Annotated in this window: 13 protein-coding genes; 1 reads left to right on the top strand and 12 read right to left on the bottom strand. The window is 62.0% G+C overall.

The features are described from left to right. Positions 1-6 precede the first annotated feature (6 nt). Genes A8M77_RS06860 through A8M77_RS06835 form a run of 6 tightly spaced genes read right to left on the bottom strand, consistent with a single transcriptional unit; the run spans position 7 to position 7,524 of the window. Positions 7-756 (bottom strand): electron transfer flavoprotein subunit beta/FixA family protein, encoded by a 750-nt coding sequence (locus A8M77_RS06860; RefSeq protein WP_057597548.1) that lies wholly within the window; start codon positions 754-756, stop codon positions 7-9. A 13-nt stretch (positions 757-769) separates the two neighbouring features. Beyond that, positions 770-1,978, bottom strand: coding sequence for a 3-oxoadipyl-CoA thiolase (gene pcaF, locus A8M77_RS06855; RefSeq protein ID WP_086920799.1), 1,209 nt, complete (start codon positions 1,976-1,978; stop codon positions 770-772). 48 nt (positions 1,979-2,026) lie between these two features. Beyond that, on the bottom strand, positions 2,027-4,090 hold the full coding sequence (locus tag A8M77_RS06850; RefSeq protein ID WP_086920798.1) for a 3-hydroxyacyl-CoA dehydrogenase NAD-binding domain-containing protein: 2,064 nt from the start codon (positions 4,088-4,090) through the stop codon (positions 2,027-2,029). Between the two features lie 16 nt (positions 4,091-4,106). Then, complete coding sequence (locus A8M77_RS06845) at positions 4,107-5,327, bottom strand: CaiB/BaiF CoA transferase family protein (RefSeq protein ID WP_086920797.1); 1,221 nt, start codon at positions 5,325-5,327, stop codon at positions 4,107-4,109. A 4-nt stretch (positions 5,328-5,331) separates the two neighbouring features. Further along, positions 5,332-6,321, bottom strand: a complete 990-nt coding sequence (locus tag A8M77_RS06840) for a Bug family tripartite tricarboxylate transporter substrate binding protein (RefSeq protein WP_086920796.1) — start codon at positions 6,319-6,321, stop codon at positions 5,332-5,334. Positions 6,322-6,363: 42 nt separating this feature from the next. Then, positions 6,364-7,524, bottom strand: coding sequence for an acyl-CoA dehydrogenase family protein (locus A8M77_RS06835; protein ID WP_086920795.1), 1,161 nt, complete (start codon positions 7,522-7,524; stop codon positions 6,364-6,366). 131 nt (positions 7,525-7,655) lie between these two features. On the opposite strand from A8M77_RS06835, the gene A8M77_RS06830 reads away from it, so the two are divergent. Further along, entirely contained in the window at positions 7,656-8,549 is an 894-nt protein-coding gene (locus tag A8M77_RS06830; RefSeq protein ID WP_086920794.1) for a LysR family transcriptional regulator, read from the top strand. Positions 8,550-8,566: 17 nt separating this feature from the next. On the opposite strand, the gene A8M77_RS06825 is transcribed toward A8M77_RS06830, so the two are convergent. From A8M77_RS06825 to A8M77_RS06800, 6 genes are all read right to left on the bottom strand, one after another. Continuing rightward, complete coding sequence (locus tag A8M77_RS06825; protein WP_086920793.1) at positions 8,567-9,457, bottom strand: helix-turn-helix domain-containing protein; 891 nt, start codon at positions 9,455-9,457, stop codon at positions 8,567-8,569. Positions 9,458-9,656: 199 nt separating this feature from the next. After that, entirely contained in the window at positions 9,657-10,556 is a 900-nt protein-coding gene (locus tag A8M77_RS06820) for a transporter (RefSeq protein WP_158100892.1), read from the bottom strand. A gap of 174 nt (positions 10,557-10,730) precedes the next feature. Then, positions 10,731-12,161, bottom strand: a complete 1,431-nt coding sequence (locus A8M77_RS06815) for an NAD-dependent succinate-semialdehyde dehydrogenase (RefSeq protein WP_086920791.1) — start codon at positions 12,159-12,161, stop codon at positions 10,731-10,733. A 15-nt stretch (positions 12,162-12,176) separates the two neighbouring features. Beyond that, the gene (locus A8M77_RS06810) at positions 12,177-13,229 is read right to left on the bottom strand and encodes an alcohol dehydrogenase (RefSeq protein WP_086920790.1); all 1,053 of its coding nucleotides are present in this window, start codon (positions 13,227-13,229) and stop codon (positions 12,177-12,179) included. A 68-nt stretch (positions 13,230-13,297) separates the two neighbouring features. Continuing rightward, positions 13,298-14,050, bottom strand: coding sequence for a glucose 1-dehydrogenase (locus A8M77_RS06805; protein WP_086920789.1), 753 nt, complete (start codon positions 14,048-14,050; stop codon positions 13,298-13,300). A 34-nt stretch (positions 14,051-14,084) separates the two neighbouring features. Continuing rightward, positions 14,085-15,680 (bottom strand): flavin-containing monooxygenase, encoded by a 1,596-nt coding sequence (locus tag A8M77_RS06800; RefSeq protein ID WP_086920788.1) that lies wholly within the window; start codon positions 15,678-15,680, stop codon positions 14,085-14,087. Positions 15,681-15,787 lie beyond the last annotated feature (107 nt).

The raw sequence follows: 15,787 nt of genomic DNA, 5'->3' as shown, positions 1-15,787 counted from the left end.
TCTTCCTCAGATCACTTTGGCTTCGTTCTTGAGCTTGTCCACCAGGGCGGTCACATCGGGCACCTTCACGCCGGCGCCGCGCTTGGCCGGTTCGGCGACCTTCAGAGTCTTCAGGCGCGGCGCCACATCGACACCGAGGTCGGCCGGCTTGACAGTCTCCAGCGGCTTCTTCTTGGCCTTCATGATGTTGGGCAGCGTCACATAACGCGGCTCGTTCAGGCGCAGGTCGGTGGTGACCACGGCCGGCAGCGAGACTTCCAGCGTCTCCAGGCCACCATCGATTTCGCGGGTGACCTTGGCCTTGTCACCAGCGACTTCCACTTTGGATGCGAAGGTGGCCTGCGGCAGGTCGGCCAGGGCCGCCAGCATCTGGCCGGTCTGGTTGGCGTCGTCGTCGATCGCCTGCTTGCCCAGGATGATCAGACCCGGTTGTTCCTTGTCCACCAGGGCCTTGAGCAGCTTGGCCACGGCCAGGGGCTGCAGCTCGACATCGGTCTCGACCAGGATGGCGCGGTCGGCACCGATGGCCATGGCCGTGCGCAGGGTTTCCTGGCACTGGGCCACGCCGCAGGAAACGGCGATGACCTCGGTGGCCGCACCTTTCTCCTTCAGGCGCACGGCTTCTTCCACTGCGATCTCGTCAAACGGGTTCATGCTCATCTTGACGTTGGCGATGTCCACGCCGGTGCCGTCGCTCTTGACGCGCACCTTGACGTTGTAGTCCACCACGCGTTTGACGGGGACGATGATTTTCATGGTGTGGATCCCTTCAGACGCGTTCGACGATCAAGGCAATGCCCTGCCCCACGCCGATGCACATGGTGCACAGCGCGTAGCGTCCGCCGGTGGCGTGCAAGCGATTGACCGCCGTGGTGGCCAGACGCGCACCGCTGGCGCCCAGCGGGTGGCCCAGCGCGATGGCGCCGCCCCAGGCGTTGACGCGTGCGTCGTCGTCCGACAGGCCCAGCTGGCGCAGCACGGCCAGACCTTGCGCCGCAAAGGCTTCGTTGAGTTCGATCACGTCCAGCTGCTCCAGCGTCAGGCCGGTGAGCGCGAGCACTTTCTGCGTGGCCGGCGCCGGGCCGATGCCCATGATGCGCGGGGCCACGCCGGCCGTGGCCATGCCGACGATGCGGGCCCTGGGTGTCAGCCCATTCTTCGCAGCCGTGGCTTCGTCGGCCAGCAGCAGCGCGCAGGCGCCGTCGTTCACGCCGCTGGCGTTGCCCGCGGTCACCGTGCCGTCCGGGCGCACCACACCTTTGAGTTTGGCCAGGATTTCCAGACTGGTTTCGCGCGGGTGTTCATCGGTGTCCACCAGCACGGCATCGCCCTTTTTCTGTGGGATGCTCACGGCACAGATTTCGCGCGCCAGGTGGCCGGCCTTGATCGCTGCCACGGCCTTCATCTGGCTGGCCAGGGCCATGCGGTCCTGCGCTTCGCGCTCGATCTGGAAGTCCGACGCTACGTTCTCGGCGGTTTCGGGCATGGAGTCGACGCCGTACTGCGCTTTCATCAGCTTGTTGACGAAGCGCCAGCCGATGGTGGTGTCATAGACAGCGTTGTTACGGGAAAACGCGCTTTCGGCCTTGGGCATGACGAAGGGCGCTCGGCTCATGCTCTCGACACCGCCGGCGATCATCAAGCCGGCTTCACCGGCTTTGATGGCGCGAGCTGCGGTACCGATGGCATCCAAGCCAGAACCACACAGGCGGTTGACGGTCGATCCTGGCACTTCAAGTGGTAGTCCTGCCAGCAATCCGCTCATGCGCGCCACATTGCGGTTGTCTTCACCGGCCTGGTTGGCGCAGCCAAAGATGATGTCAGTCACCGCAGCCCAGTCAACACTGGGATTGCGCGTCATGAGGGCGCGCAAGGGCACGGCGCCGAGGTCGTCGGCTCGAACGGAAGACAGTGCACCACCGTAACGGCCGAAGGGGGTGCGGATAGCGTCACAGATGAAGGCTTGGGAAGTGGTCATGACAGGCATCAAGTGAAGGGGAAAAAGAAGGAAGCAAAAGGGCTGCGCTCAGCCGAGCAGTAGGTCCAGCATGGCCGGCGTGGCGCGCACCGCGCCATAGCCGTTGGCCGCGACGAGGCGATCCAGTTCCTGCTCCAGCCGGTCCCGTGGCTGGGTGCGGGCCCAGTAAACGGGGCCGCCCACCCATGACGGGAAGCCGTAGCCGTTTACCAGGACGACGTCGATGTCGCCCGCGCGGTGCGCCACCCCTTCGCTGAACAACAGCGCGGCTTCGTTCACCATGGCCAGCAGGGCTCGGCGCTGGATCGTCTCGGCCGACAGAGGCGAGCGCTCGATGCTGCGCGCGGCCGAGGCCTGCGCGATGACGCCACGCACCACCTCATCGGTGGCGGGGCTAGCCTTGCCGTCGGTGTAGGTGTAGTAGCCCGCCTGGGTCTTGCGCCCCATGCGGCCCATCTCGCACAGGCGGTCGAGGATGTGCACATAACGCTCCCTCGGGTCGCGGGTGGCGGCGCCGGCCTGCCGCATGCGCCAGGCGATGTCCAGGCCCGAGAGATCGGCCACGGCGAACGGCCCCATGGCGAAGCCGAAGTCGGTCAGGGCCCAGTCCACCTCTTCCGGCCAGGCCCCGTCTTCCAGCATGAACTCGCACTGCTTGCGGTAGGCGTTGTAGATGCGGTTGCCAATGAAACCGAAGGCGTTGCCACAGAGGATGGGCGTCTTCTTGAGCTGGCGCCCCAGGGCCATGCCGGTGGCGATGACGTCGGGCGCGCTGTCGCGGCCTTGCACCACCTCCAGCAACTTCATGACGTTGGCCGGACTGAAAAAGTGCAAGCCCACCACGTCCTGGGCCCGGGCAGTGGCCGAGGCAATCGCATCAATGTCGAGGTACGAGGTGTTGGTGGCCAGCACCGCACCCGGCCGGGCGTGCTGGTCGATCTGACGGAACACCGACTGCTTGACCGCCAGGTCTTCAAAAACCGCCTCGATCACCACATCGGTTGCCTGCAGCGCCGACCACTCCAGCGTCGCCGTCAGGCAGCCCAGCAGGCGCTCGGCTTTGGCCGAGTCCACCTTGCCGGCCTTCACGCGCGAGGCGAAGTGCTCGGCGATGCGCGCCGAACCGCGCGCCAGCGCATCGCCCGACTGCTCCAGCAGGCAGACCTGCAAGCCGGCTTCCAGCGCGGCGATGGCGATGCCCGAGCCCATGGTGCCGGCGCCGATGACGGCCACGCGCTCCAACGCACGGGGCTCGGCCGAAAGGTGGGCTGGCAGTTTGGCCGATTCGCGCTGGACCCGGAACTGGTAGCGCAAGGCGGCGGCTTCGCCGCTCTGCATCAGCGAGAGGAACAGTTCGCGCTCGCGCTGCATGCCGGCGTCGAACGGCAGCGCGCTGGCCTGCACCGCGTCCAGCAGGGCCTGGTAGGAAGGCTGGGCGCGCTGGCGCGGGTTGAAGCGGGCGGACGCCTGATCGACCGCGGCCTGGCAGGCCGCGGCATCGACGCTGCGGTCCCGTGCCCGAGGCAGGACCTTGCCGTCCTGTGCCAGCGCCAGGGCCAGTGCGGAGGCCGCTGCCCACAGATCTTGCGACACCACTTGGTCCAGCAGGCCGGAGGCCGAGAGGTCGGCGGCCGCCTGGGGCTGGCCCGAGAGCATCATCGCCAGGGCTTTCTCGGGCCCCATCAGCCGCGGCAGCTTCTGGGTCGCCCCCGAACCGGGGATCAGGCCCAGCTGGATTTCCGGCGTGCCCAGGCGGGCCGATGCCAGGGCCACGCGGGCATGGCAGCCCAGGGCCAGCTCCAGCCCACCACCCAGGGCGACACCCGAGATGGCGGCCACCACCGGCTTCGAGCAGCCTTCCAGGGTGGCGATGACATCGCGCAGCATGGGTGTTTCAAACTGCAGCGGCGTGCCGAACTCGGAAACGTCGGCACCAGCCGAGAAGGCTTTGTCGTTGCCGATGAGCACGATCGCCGCGACTTCGGGATCTGCCTCGGCGGCGCGCACCGCGTCGACGATGTGCCTTCGCAGCGCGATACCCAGGCTGTTGACGGGAGGGGCATTGAGTTCGATGCGTTCGACGCGAAGCGCTGTCGGTAAGGGCTGGCTCATGGGATGGTTCACGGGTTCAGATGATCTGTCGGTTCTTCAAGGCGTCCAGCTCGTCCACCGACAGGGCAGCGAGCGACTGCAGCACTTCCTGCGTGTGTTCGCCCAGCAGCGGCGGCGCGCTGCGGTAGGTCACGGGCGTGGCCGAGAGCTTGAGTGCGCTGCCCGGCACGCTGACCTGCCCGGCGGTGGGATGGGGCAGTTCCTGGCGCATGTCGCGGGCCAGCACCTGCGGGTCGCGGAACACGTCGGCCATGTCGTTGATGGGTCCACAGGGCACGCCCACCGCTTCCAGCAGACGGATCCACTCGTCGCGAGGGCGCTGCTGCATCAGCACCTCCAGCAAGGGCACCAGCTGGTCGCGGTGCCGCACCCGGGCGGGGTTGGTGGCGAAACGGGGGTCGTCGGCCAGTTCCGGCTGCCCTGCGACCTGGGTCAGTTTGCGGAACTGGCTATCGTTGCCACAGGCGACGATGACCCAGCCATCGGCCACCTTGAACACTTGGTAGGGAACGATGTTGGGGTGCGCGTTGCCCCAGCGCGTGGGCGGCTTTCCCGTGGCCAGGTAGTTTGTGGCCATGTTGGCCATCATGGCCACCTGGGTGTCCAGCAGGCAGATGTCCAGGTGCTGGCCTTCGCCGGTGCGCTCCTTGTGGTTCAACGCCGCCAGGATGGCGATGGTGGCGTGCGCCCCGGTGAACAGGTCTGCGATCGCGACACCGGCCTTCTGGGGCGACGCGCCGGGCTGGCCGTCGCGCTCCCCGGTGACGCTCATGAAGCCGCCCATGCCCTGCACGATGAAGTCGTAGCCGGCGCGCGGCGCGTACGGACCGGTCTGGCCGAAGCCGGTGATGGAGCAGTAGATGAGACCGGGGTGCTCGCGGCGCAGGCTTTCGTGGTCGAGCCCGTAACGCTGCATGTCGCCCACCTTGAAGTTCTCGACCAGCACATCGCATTGGGCCATCAGGCGGCGGACCAGGTCCTGGCCCTCGGCGGTGGCGATGTCGAGCGTGACGGACCGCTTGTTGCGGTTCACCGCCAGATAGTACGCGGCCTCGGTGGTGTCCTGCCCATGCGCATCGCGCGCATAGGGCGGCCCCCATTGCCGTGTGTCGTCGCCCTGGCCAGGACGTTCGATCTTGATCACGTCGGCACCTAGGTCGGCCAACGTCTGCGTGCACCAGGGGCCTGCCAGGACCCGCGTCAGGTCCAGCACCCGAATGTGGCTGAGGGCTCCCATGTCTTCAGTCCAGTTGCACGTTGGCCGTTTTAACCACCTTCGCCCACTTGGCAGCCTCTGCCTGGATGAAGGCTGCGAACTGCGACGGACTATCGGGTGCGGCTTCTGCCCCCTGCTCCTTCAATGTCTGCCTGACATCGGGCTGGGCCAGGATCTGTCTGATTTCCTCATTCAGACGGCTGACCAGGCTTGCGGACGTCGACGCGGGTGCCCAGATTCCAAACCACGAACTGGCGTCATAGCCCGCCACACCGGCCTCTGCGATGGTGGGCACATCGGGCAGCGCAGCGGAACGCCGGACTGTCGTTACCGCTACAGCACGCAATGCGCCGGATCTGATGTGCGGCATAGCCGACGGCAGGTTGTCGAACATGCAGGTGGTCTGACCTCCCAGCAGATCCGTGATGGCTGGGGCACTCCCCCGATAGGGTACGTGCGCCATGGAAACCTGCGCCATCTGCTCGAACAGCGCCCCGCACAGGTGTATCGAGGTTCCATTGCCGGCCGATGCATAGCTCAGCTTTCCAGGTTCGGCTTTGGCGGCAGCGATCAGATCCTTCACCGTCTTGATTGGTGAGGATGCATTGACCACCAGCACGTTCGGGACCATGGCGACCAGACTGATTGGGGCAAAGTCCTTGAACGGATCGTAGGCCAGCTTTTTGTAGAGATACTGGTTGATGGCATGGGTCCCAATGGTTCCCATCAGCAGGGCGTGACCGTCCCCCGCAGCCTTCGCTACCAGGGCGGATCCCACGGCGCCACCAGCGCCTGGCTTGTTTTCGACCACCACGGTGCCTCCGAGGCGGGTGGCCAGATGGCGGCCGACTAGACGCCCCAGAATGTCGGTGGTTCCACCAGCCGGGAAAGGCACCAGCATGGTGATCGGTTTGCTCGGATAACCCGTTTGTGCCCAAGTGGGCACTGCCAGAGTCATGGCTGTCAGGGTCAGGATCTGGCGACGATTGATGCTGGGATCGTGTGGTCTGGACATGGTGTGTCTCCGGTGTTTGGAATGCGAAATGGCGGTCTCGGATCAGTCTTGACGCATCAGCTGCTTGCCAATGATGAGCTGCTGGATCTGGGTCGTGCCCTCATACAGTCGCAGCAGGCGAACGTCGCGGTAGAAGCGCTCAACCTTGTATTCGTTGATGTAGCCCGCGCCGCCATGGATCTGCACACCACGGTCGGCCACGCGGCCCACCATCTCTGTCGTGAAGAGCTTGGTGCACGAGGCCTGCATGCTCACCGCCGGATCGGTCACACTAAAGGGCTTGGCGTCGTAGCGCTGCGCCACCGCCTGCACCATGGACCAACCCGCCAGCAGCTCGGCCTGGCTGTCGGCCAGCATGGCCTGCACCAGCTGAAAGTCACCGATGCGTTGCCCGAACTGTTTGCGCTCCTGGGCATAGGCGACAGACTCGTTCAGGATGCGCTGGGCCATGCCGCAAGCCAGGGCCGAGACGTGCAGCCGTCCGCGGTCCAGCACCTTCATGGCCGTCTTGAAGCCCTTGCCGGGTACGCCGCCGATGATGTGGGACGCCGGCACCCGCACGTTGTCCAGGTTGACATCGCAGGTCTTGGTGCCGCGCTGGCCCATCTTCTTGTCCGGCTTGCCCAGGGTGATGCCGGGCAGGTCCGAGGGCACGATAAAGGCCGAGATGCCGCCGGCCCCCGGGCCGTCGGTGCGCGCCATCAGCGTGAAGGCGCCGGCGCGCGGTGCGTTGGTGATGTAGCGCTTGCTGCCGCTGAGCAGGTAGTCGTCACCGTCGCGCACGCCACGGGTCTGCAGGGCTGCGGCGTCCGAACCGGCGTTGGGCTCGGTCAGCGCGAACGAAATGATCAGCTCGCCACTGGCGATACGAGGCAGGTACTCGGCTTTCTGCTCGGCCGTCCCGTCCATCAGGATGCCCTGCGACCCGATGCCGATGTTGGTGCCCACCACCGAGCGGAACGCCAGCGCGGTCTGCCCCAGCTCGAAGGCCACCTCGCACTCTTGCGCCATCGACAGGCCGATACCGCCGAACTCTTCCGGGATCGACAGGCCAAACAGGCCCAGCTCTTTCATGTCATCCACGATGTCCGAGGGAACGTCGTCGTGCTCTTCCACGCTGTTTTCAGAGGGGACCAGACGCTCGCGAATGAAGCGTTGCACGCTGTCCTTGAGCAGGGAGAAGGTTTCCGTGTCGAGTGCCATGTGATTTGAATTTCCGAAGAGGGCCCTGGGATCAGGGCTGTTTGGGGTTGGGGGATTGTGTTGATCGCACATTGACTTGACAATCCGATCGATGTTTAACACTGTGTCAAAATTCGTTTGACAGTTGATCCATGGACCTGACCGGACTGGTGCTGCTGGTGGACATCCTCGATGCCGGCAACCTGAGCAGCGCGGCGCGCAAACTCAAAGTCAGCCGCGCCAACGTGAGCTACCACCTGCAGCAGCTGGAGAAATCGGTGGGCGCGCAGCTGGTGCGGCGCACCACCCGGCGCATCGAACCGACGGAGATCGGTCAAACGCTCTACCGCCACGGACGCGCCATCCGAGACGAACTGACCGCCGCCAGGGAAGCCATAGACTCCCTGGGTCGCGGCCTGCACGGCGCCGTGCGGGTCAGCGTGCCCACCGGCTTCGGGCAACTGGTCATGACCGGCTGGCTGCTGGAATTCAAGCGCCAATACCCCGACATCAGTCTGGAGTTGCTGTTCGAGAACCGGGTGGACGACCTGCTGCGCGACGAGGTGGATGTGGCGATTCGGGTGATGTCCGAGCCACCGGAAGCACTTGTGGCCAGAGAACTGGCGCAGGTGCGATACGTGGCGTGTGCCTCGGACGTGTTCACCCGCATACACGGTCTGCCGGATGATCTGGAAGACCTGCGGCGCATGCCGCTGATCACCTCGTCGGTGGTTGGACGGGAACTCAGGCTTTCGGCCTACAAGGATCAGGTGCGTCAGGAAGTCACACTGAGCCCGACGCTGGCTTCCGAGAACTTCCAGTTTCTGCGAGAGGCCATCCTGTCGGGGCTGGGGGTTGGTCTGGTGCCGAGCTATGTGGTTCAGGAAGACGTGAACACCGGCCGTGTTGTGACCGCGCTGAACAACTGGCGCCTGAGCATCTTCGGAACCCGGCTGTTTTTGCTGCGCATGCCAGGGCGCTACCAGACCCAGGCGGTGCGAACTTTCATCGATTTCGTCATCGAGAAAGCTTCACGCTGGCGGTGATGCAGGGGCCTGGATTGTCATGAGGTGGACGAAGACCGCCGGTATTCGGCAGGTGTCACATTCAGCATGCGTCGAAAAACGCGGGTCATGTGGCTCTGATCAGAAAATCCGCAGTTTGCGGCAACCACCTTGAGCGGAATGTCAGGGCGCGCAAGTTGTTGTTGTGCTCGCTTGACACGCTGGGCCAGTACGTAGGCGTGCGGTGCACACTGGAAATCAGCCCGAAACTTTCGCATGAAGGCGAAGACGCTCAATTGGGAAAGGCTGGCCAGATCCTGCAGCGAAATGTTCTTATCAAGGTGTTCTTCTATGTACTGAACCACCAGTCGACATTGGGCACGAGACAGCCGACCATAGTTGCGGTAATCCCGAAAAACGACTTTTGCATATTGGCGCAGCATATGAATGCATAGCTGAGCCTTAAGAGCGTCTACATAAATCTGACCGCCAACCAATCCGCATTTCAGTTCGTTCTCAAACAGGGAGACTAAAGCCGGCAGAACTGGATCTTCGGATCGAACCATGTCCTGCATCTCCACATCCCTCACGTCTTTGTCGAAAACCTCGCCTGCGACACGAGCGACAGCGCTTTGGGAAAGGTAGAGATGAGACACATTGATCCCTTTGTCCCAACGCCACTGTGATTGTTCGGCACGGGTCAAAACGGAAACAACGCCTGGTTCGACCCTCGCGGACTGCCAGGGCCCCCCGCTTCGCCGGCTCATCTCTGCCACCCCACTCCGATACACGACGATCATGTAATCACGCATTGTGGGTATCTCAACGTCGAGGCTGTCGTAGCGATAACCCTTCAAAATGGTTTCTTCCCACCCAAGAGGTGAGCTATCCAGAGTGAGCCGGCCGGGGATCCAGCGCGGCACTTCGTCGGGCGTGATCAATGAGTTCATACACCGGTGCTCCACGTTCACCAACTGGCCAAATTACCGTTTCCCGGCGAGACCGCCCCTAGGGTTTACCCATGCTGTGCAGTCAGTGCCGAATATTCCAACGGCTAAGACAGTCAATGCCTATCGGCTTGCGGCGCTCACACCCAACCGTCGACACTGCAAAAATCGATGATTGTTTGTTAGGGCAAGCACTACCAAGTCAAAATACTTTGAGCAACCTCACGTTCAGTCGACTGGACTCTTTGAACCCGTTGCCGACCTTCAGATCGCGACCGACAGACACCAGTACTTGCAACGAAGGGCTCACAAAAGTTGATGCTGTCAGTGTCACTTTCGTGGTGGTGATCTCGTTTTCCAGGGACACACCGTTCACTCTCTGAATACCACCAAAGGTGTGCGACAGACCTGCCGCCAACAAGGTGCCTGGGCTTTGGTGCCAGTTCAGAGAACCCTGCAGTTGGTAGAGGGCTTTTTGTTGAAGCGTGTCCGCTCCGGAGGCACCAAATTTCTTGTTCTTCCCAAACAGGGTTGCGTCGACAGCTCCCTCCGCATCAAGCTGTTGGCTCAATTGATACGTGCCACCGAACTGGAAAATGGCTTTCCATCGGTTCTCTCCAATGTTGAGTGTCTGACCTGTGTCGTAGTCACCGGTTGGGAGGACCAGATAGGGGGCAAACGAGAAAGAGTTCCGCGACGCCGCGTCTGCCTTGGCGAACCAGATCGGGCTGGCCAAGATCAGATCACCAGCACCCGATGCATTGCCGAGCCCTGCAACCACGCCACCCGTGCGCAAACGTGCCCAAGGCAGCAGTACCTGTGGAGCAACAACAAAGCCTGAGACCTCAACAGGGCGAACATAACGAAGGATGGCCACGTCCGAGCCAAGCTCTGCGTTGGGGGTTTGTTGCCCATTGGTGTAAAGAACACTCCTGTTGGCGTGCTGCGCGTAGAGCAGAAACAGGTTGGTGCCCGGTGGCGGAGCAGTCCAATCACCTGGATCGGTGTCGATCGCATAGACCGAGGTCATAACGGACGCAGCAAGAACCGTCGCAAACGCAGAACGCAGCCCAGCCGAGCTGAGGAAGCACTGAATATTCATCTTGTCTCCTGGAAACTTTTTCGAGTTACTGGCTCTAGGACACATTGGACCAAGAGCGTTTGGCACAGTCATGGGCAAAGATTTGGACTCATCAGATGATGGTGTTCCTCCTTGTTTGTTCACGAATCCGACGAATCAAGAAGCTGGATTGAGCAGCTTCTGGCATCGAGAACGTCAGTTGAGCTGGGATATGAACTTGGTGGTCAGGTAGCCGTCGAAGGTTTCAATGCCCCCTTCGCTGCCATAGCCGCTCTCCTTGAGGCCACCAAAGGGGGTTTCGGCCAGCGCCAGCCCGATGTGGTTGATTGACACCATGCCGGCCTCCAGTCCACGAGAGATGGCATGCGCGTTTTTGGCTGACCTTGTGAAGGCATAGGAAGCCAAGCCAAAAGGCAGTCGGTTGGCACGCTGCAACGCATCCTCCAGGTTCGTGAAGCGCACGATCCCTGCCACGGGACCGAACGGTTCTTCGTTCAAGAAGCGGGCGTCTTCGGGCAGGTCCGTGATGACGGTAGGGGCAAAAAAGTTGCCCGCGCCTAGCACCGCATGACCACCAGTACGGATGTTGGCACCGCGCTGACGCGCGTCGTCAACGAAGCCCTCCATCGCCGCGATACGGCGGCGCTGGGCCAACGGCCCCATTCGGGTCCCCGCCTCCAGTCCGTCGCCCACCTTGATGGCCTGCGCCTTGGCGACAAAACGGTCAACAAAGTAGTCGTGTATCCCGTCCTGCACGAAGAAGCGCGTTGGCGATACACAGACTTGACCGGCGTTCCGAAACTTGTAGCCCACCAGCTGATCGACGGCGGTGTCGATATCTGCGTCATCGCACACGATGACTGGCGCGTGCCCGCCCAGTTCCATCGTGCAGCGCTTCATTAGCGAGCCAGCCAAAGCGGCCAGTTGCTGACCGACAGGGGTCGAGCCCGTGAAGGAGATCTTGCGCACGATGGGCGACCGGATCAAGTGATCGGAGATCATCCCCGAGTCGCCCCAGACCACGCTCAGCACACCAGGAGGCAAACCGGCATCGTGAAACAACTGGGCGATGGCCACCACGGCGCTTGGAGTGTCGCTGGAACCCTTGACGATCACCGAGCAGCCGGCGCCTATCGCCGCAGCCACCTTGCGGATAGCCTGGTTGAAGGGGAAGTTCCAGGGTGAAAATGCGACGCACACGCCAATTGGCTCGCGCAAGACCGTTTGCTGCACCTGGCTGGAACGGGCCGGGATGACCCGACCGTAGATGCGGCGGCACTCTTCGGCATGCCAGTCGGCGTGTTCAGAGCAGACGGTCACCTCGCCCACCGCCTCGGCCAAAGGCTTGCCTTGATCCAGCGTGATGTTGCGTCCGATCACCTGAGCACGCTCGCGGGCCAGTTCGCCTACCTTGCGCAGGATCTGACTGCGCAGCATGGGCGAACTGTTTCTCCAGGATTCAAACGCCCGCTGGGCACTCGACAAGGCGCGTTCCAAATCAGCCGATGTTGCATGCGGCAGTTTGCCGATCGGTAGATTGGTGGCAGGGTTCAGCACATCCGTTTCGCGGCGACCATCGCCTTGTATGAACTCGCCATCGATATATTGGGTAATGTGTGGGTACATGGGTCAGGTATCGGGTCAGGGAACGAGAATCGTGCGGCCAACCACACGACCATGCAGAAGGTCTTCCATCGCTGCATTGGCCTCGCTCAATGGCCGGCTCACAATGGGAATGGCGCGCACGGTCTTGCCCTTGAAGAGCTGGACCAGCTCCTTCAGCTCCGAAAGCGTGCCCACATAGCTGCCCTGCAACGTCAACGGGCGCATCGCGATCAAAGGCAATGAAAGGTTGATTTCTCCGCCCATCAACCCGCACATCACGATGTGCCCATCGCGTGCAGAAGCATTGATGGCCAAGGTAGCTGTCGACGCCGCCCCGACCAGGTCCAGCACCGACCGGGCACCGCCGCCGGTGGCTTTGACGATCTGCTTGACCGCATCGTCGGCCTGGCCATCGATGGCCACCATGGCCCCGGCCGCCACGGCCGCCTCTCGTTTGACTGGATCGATATCGACCACGATGGCACCCTTACCTCCCAGTACCTTCAGGACTTCGAGTGCCATCAGCCCCAGCCCGCCAGCACCGATGATGACCACTGGGTCCTGCTGCAGGCGATCGCCCAACTTCTTCAATGCGCTGTAGGTCGTCACGCCCGCACAGGCAAGAGGTGCTGCGCTGATCGGATCCAGCCCATTGAGATCCACCAGATAGCGCGGGTGTGGAACCAGCACGTATTCAGCGAAGCCCCCAGGGCGTACCACGCCCAGCGACTGGGATTTCAAACACAAATGTTCTTCGCCCCGAAGGCAGGTGGGGCACTCGCCGCACCCGATCCATGGATGCACGAGCACTGTTGTCCCCGTTGGCACAAGGCCCGCGTCGGCACCCGCTGACACCACCTCCCCACAAATTTCGTGACTCAGCGTGAGAGGGGGCTTGATGCCCCGATCCGAAAGCTGGAGTCGGCGGCCGCCCCCAAGGTCGTAGTAGCCCTCCCAAAGGTGAAGATCGGTGTGGCAAAGTCCGGCCGCCTTAACCCGCAGCAGAACTTCAGTCCCACGCGGTTGTGGATCGGGTCGTTCAAGCAGTTCAAGTGGCTGGCCGTGGTGTGTTACGCAATAGCAGCGCATCGGATGTTCCTGGTGATGGGTAAGACGCTGGGTCAATGCCTTCTTGAAGGCATTGACCCATGCACGGATCAGTTGGCGGTGTAACCACCATCGACCACGAGTTCCGCACCATGCACGAAGGACGATTCATCGGATGAGAGGAACAGAACCGCTTGCGACACTTCGATAGGCTGCGCTGGCCGCTTGAGCAGCGTTGGACCCAGCAGGAGCGGGCGCACCGCTGGATCATCCAAAAGTGCTTTTGTCATCTGTGTCTCGATGACACCTGGATGGACCGAGTTCACACGAATGTTGAAGGGGGCGAGATCCACCGCGCAGGACTTGGTGAACAGGCGCACCGCTCCCTTCGATGCCTCATAGGCACTCGCGCCCGGGGCACCAACCAATCCGTAAATGGACGAGACATTGACGATCGTTCCGCCACCCTGCTTCTGCATCACGGGGATGGCCGCACGGGTTCCGATGAAAACGCTGCGCACATTGACATCGAAGATGCGGTCCCATTCCTGGTTGCTCGTGTCCTGCACAGGCTTCAGAATCAGGATGCCCGCGTTGTTGACCAGCACATCCAAGCGCCCTGCGCGTTCAACGATCTGGTTCATAGCGGCGCTCCAGTCGGCTTCCTGGGTAACGTCCAGCTTCAGGAAGTCGGCCTTGCCACCGCTCTTGCGGATGCCGTCCACGGCGCTTTGACCCTGCGTCTGATTCACATCAGCAACAAACACCCAGGCGCCTTGCGATGCGAGCAGTTCGCTGTGCGACTGCCCCATACCCATGGCGCCACCAGTCACGAGAATCACTTTGTCTTTTACGCGTTTCATGTGGTCTCTTTCGTTTGTTTTGTGCTTGCGGGTATTACTGAAACAGGAAGCCCTGATAGCCCTCGCTCTTGACTGCGGAGAGTTGTTGTCGGTAGGCACCAAGACCGGCCATGTAGAAATAGACCGTGTTGCTCTTGCCAGGAATATTGGCGCCAAAGATCCAAGACTCGGCTTTGGGAAACAGGGTCATGCCAGCAATGTCTTGACAGGTCTTGGTCCAGCTGGCTTCGGCTGCTTTGGTGGGTTCCACCGTGCTCAGATCCTTCGCATTGACCTCACTGATCAGTTCGCTGATCCACTCGACCTGGGTCTCGATTGACGGCGGCAGGTTCGTGAAGGGACCGTTGGGGCCGAGCACCATGAACATGTTGGGATAGTTCGCATTTGTCATGCCCAGGTAGCTGGTGGGACCGGTTTTCCAGTGGTCCTTGATGCTCAGTCCGTTGCGCCCACGGATGTCGATCTTGGTGTAGTTGCCGTCCACCGCGTCGAAACCTGTGGCAAAGATCAGCATGTCGAGTTCATGCTCCACGCCATCCGATGTGCGCACGCCCTTGGGGGTGATCTCGGCGATCGGGTTGGCCTTGACGTCAAGCAGCTTGACGTTCGGCCGGTTGTAGGTCGCGTAGTAGCCGCTATCGCACAGCGGGCGCTTGGCGTACAAGTCCTTCGGCATGAGCTTGCGAGCAACTTCCGGATCCTTGACGATTTCGGCGATCTTGCTGCGGATGAAGTTCTGCGCCGCCAGGTTCGCCTGCTCGTCGGTGGCGATGTCGCAGAAGGTCTCGAACATGAAGCGAAAGCCACCACCGTTCTCCCAAGCCTTCTGGAACACGGCTTTGCGCTCCTCTTCGGACACACTCATTGCAGGGACGGTGCTTTCCTTGAACCCGAAAGCGACGACGGAACTCTTCACCTGTTCCCAGATTTCGTCGTAGTTCTTCTTCACATTCGCCACGTAGTCCGCTGTCACTGGGCCATTGCCGACCGGGACGCTGTATTGGGGTGAGCGTTGGAAGACAGTCAGGTGCGCGACATTCGGTGCGATCGCGGTGATGACCTGGGTGCCAGTGGAGCCGGTGCCGATCACGCCCACGCGCTTGCCTTCGAATTGAACGCCCTCAGGCCAGTTGCCGGTGTGGTACCACTCGCCCTGAAAGCTGTCTCTGCCTTTGATGTTGGGGATGTTGGTGGCGGACAGCAAACCGAGCGCCGTCACGATGAATTTGGCAGTGTGGGTTTCGCCCGTATCGGTCATCACCTCCCACGTATTGGACGATTCATTGAAGTGCGCAGCCGTAATGCCGGTATTGAGTTGGATGTCGGGCCGAAGCTGGTACCGATCCGCCACATGTTCCAGATAGGAAAGAATCTGTGGCTGGGTCAGATAGCGTGTGGTGATGTGCATATCCTGCAGCAGCGCTTTGTCCCACGAGTAGCAGTACACAAAGCTCTCGGTGTCGGAAAGCGCACCCGGGTAGCGGTTCCAGTACCAGGTGCCGCCCACGCCGCCAGCCTTGTCGAAGACGCGGACCTTCAAGCCCTGTTCATCGCGCAACTTCTTGAGCATGTACATGCCGCCGAAGCCCGCGCCAATGATGATTGCGTCGAAATGGGTTGTGTTTTTCATGACTTGTCTCTTTGATGGCGCCAAAGCTCCGCCCTGCGAGGGCACTTTGGCTCCCGTTGAATGAACTGAAAGAAAGGAAAACCTGAGCCGATACGGCTCAGGCAAGG

The organism is Variovorax sp. JS1663, from assembly GCF_002157355.1.
Lineage (GTDB): Bacteria > Pseudomonadota > Gammaproteobacteria > Burkholderiales > Burkholderiaceae_C > Variovorax.
The sequence above is the reverse complement of the archived record's forward strand: the minus strand, read 5'-3'. Positions and strand labels throughout refer to the sequence as shown.

Bases quoted from the DNA above. Each gene is read 5' to 3' on its own strand.
- A8M77_RS06845 (WP_086920797.1), bottom strand. From the start codon at position 5,327: ATGGGAGCCCTCAGCCACATTCGGGTGCTGGACCTGACGCGGGTCCTG.
- A8M77_RS06805 (WP_086920789.1), bottom strand. From the start codon at position 14,050: ATGAAACGCGTAAAAGACAAAGTGATTCTCGTGACTGGTGGCGCCATG.
- A8M77_RS06810 (WP_086920790.1), bottom strand. From the start codon at position 13,229: ATGCGCTGCTATTGCGTAACACACCACGGCCAGCCACTTGAACTGCTT.
- A8M77_RS06835 (WP_086920795.1), bottom strand. From the start codon at position 7,524: ATGGCACTCGACACGGAAACCTTCTCCCTGCTCAAGGACAGCGTGCAA.
- A8M77_RS06820 (WP_158100892.1), bottom strand. From the start codon at position 10,556: ATGAATATTCAGTGCTTCCTCAGCTCGGCTGGGCTGCGTTCTGCGTTT.
- pcaF (WP_086920799.1), bottom strand. From the start codon at position 1,978: ATGACCACTTCCCAAGCCTTCATCTGTGACGCTATCCGCACCCCCTTC.
- A8M77_RS06830 (WP_086920794.1), top strand. From the start codon at position 7,656: ATGGACCTGACCGGACTGGTGCTGCTGGTGGACATCCTCGATGCCGGC.
- A8M77_RS06815 (WP_086920791.1), bottom strand. From the start codon at position 12,161: ATGTACCCACACATTACCCAATATATCGATGGCGAGTTCATACAAGGC.
- A8M77_RS06825 (WP_086920793.1), bottom strand. From the start codon at position 9,457: ATGAACTCATTGATCACGCCCGACGAAGTGCCGCGCTGGATCCCCGGC.
- A8M77_RS06850 (WP_086920798.1), bottom strand. From the start codon at position 4,090: ATGAGCCAGCCCTTACCGACAGCGCTTCGCGTCGAACGCATCGAACTC.
- A8M77_RS06800 (WP_086920788.1), bottom strand. From the start codon at position 15,680: ATGAAAAACACAACCCATTTCGACGCAATCATCATTGGCGCGGGCTTC.
- A8M77_RS06840 (WP_086920796.1), bottom strand. From the start codon at position 6,321: ATGTCCAGACCACACGATCCCAGCATCAATCGTCGCCAGATCCTGACC.
- A8M77_RS06860 (WP_057597548.1), bottom strand. From the start codon at position 756: ATGAAAATCATCGTCCCCGTCAAACGCGTGGTGGACTACAACGTCAAG.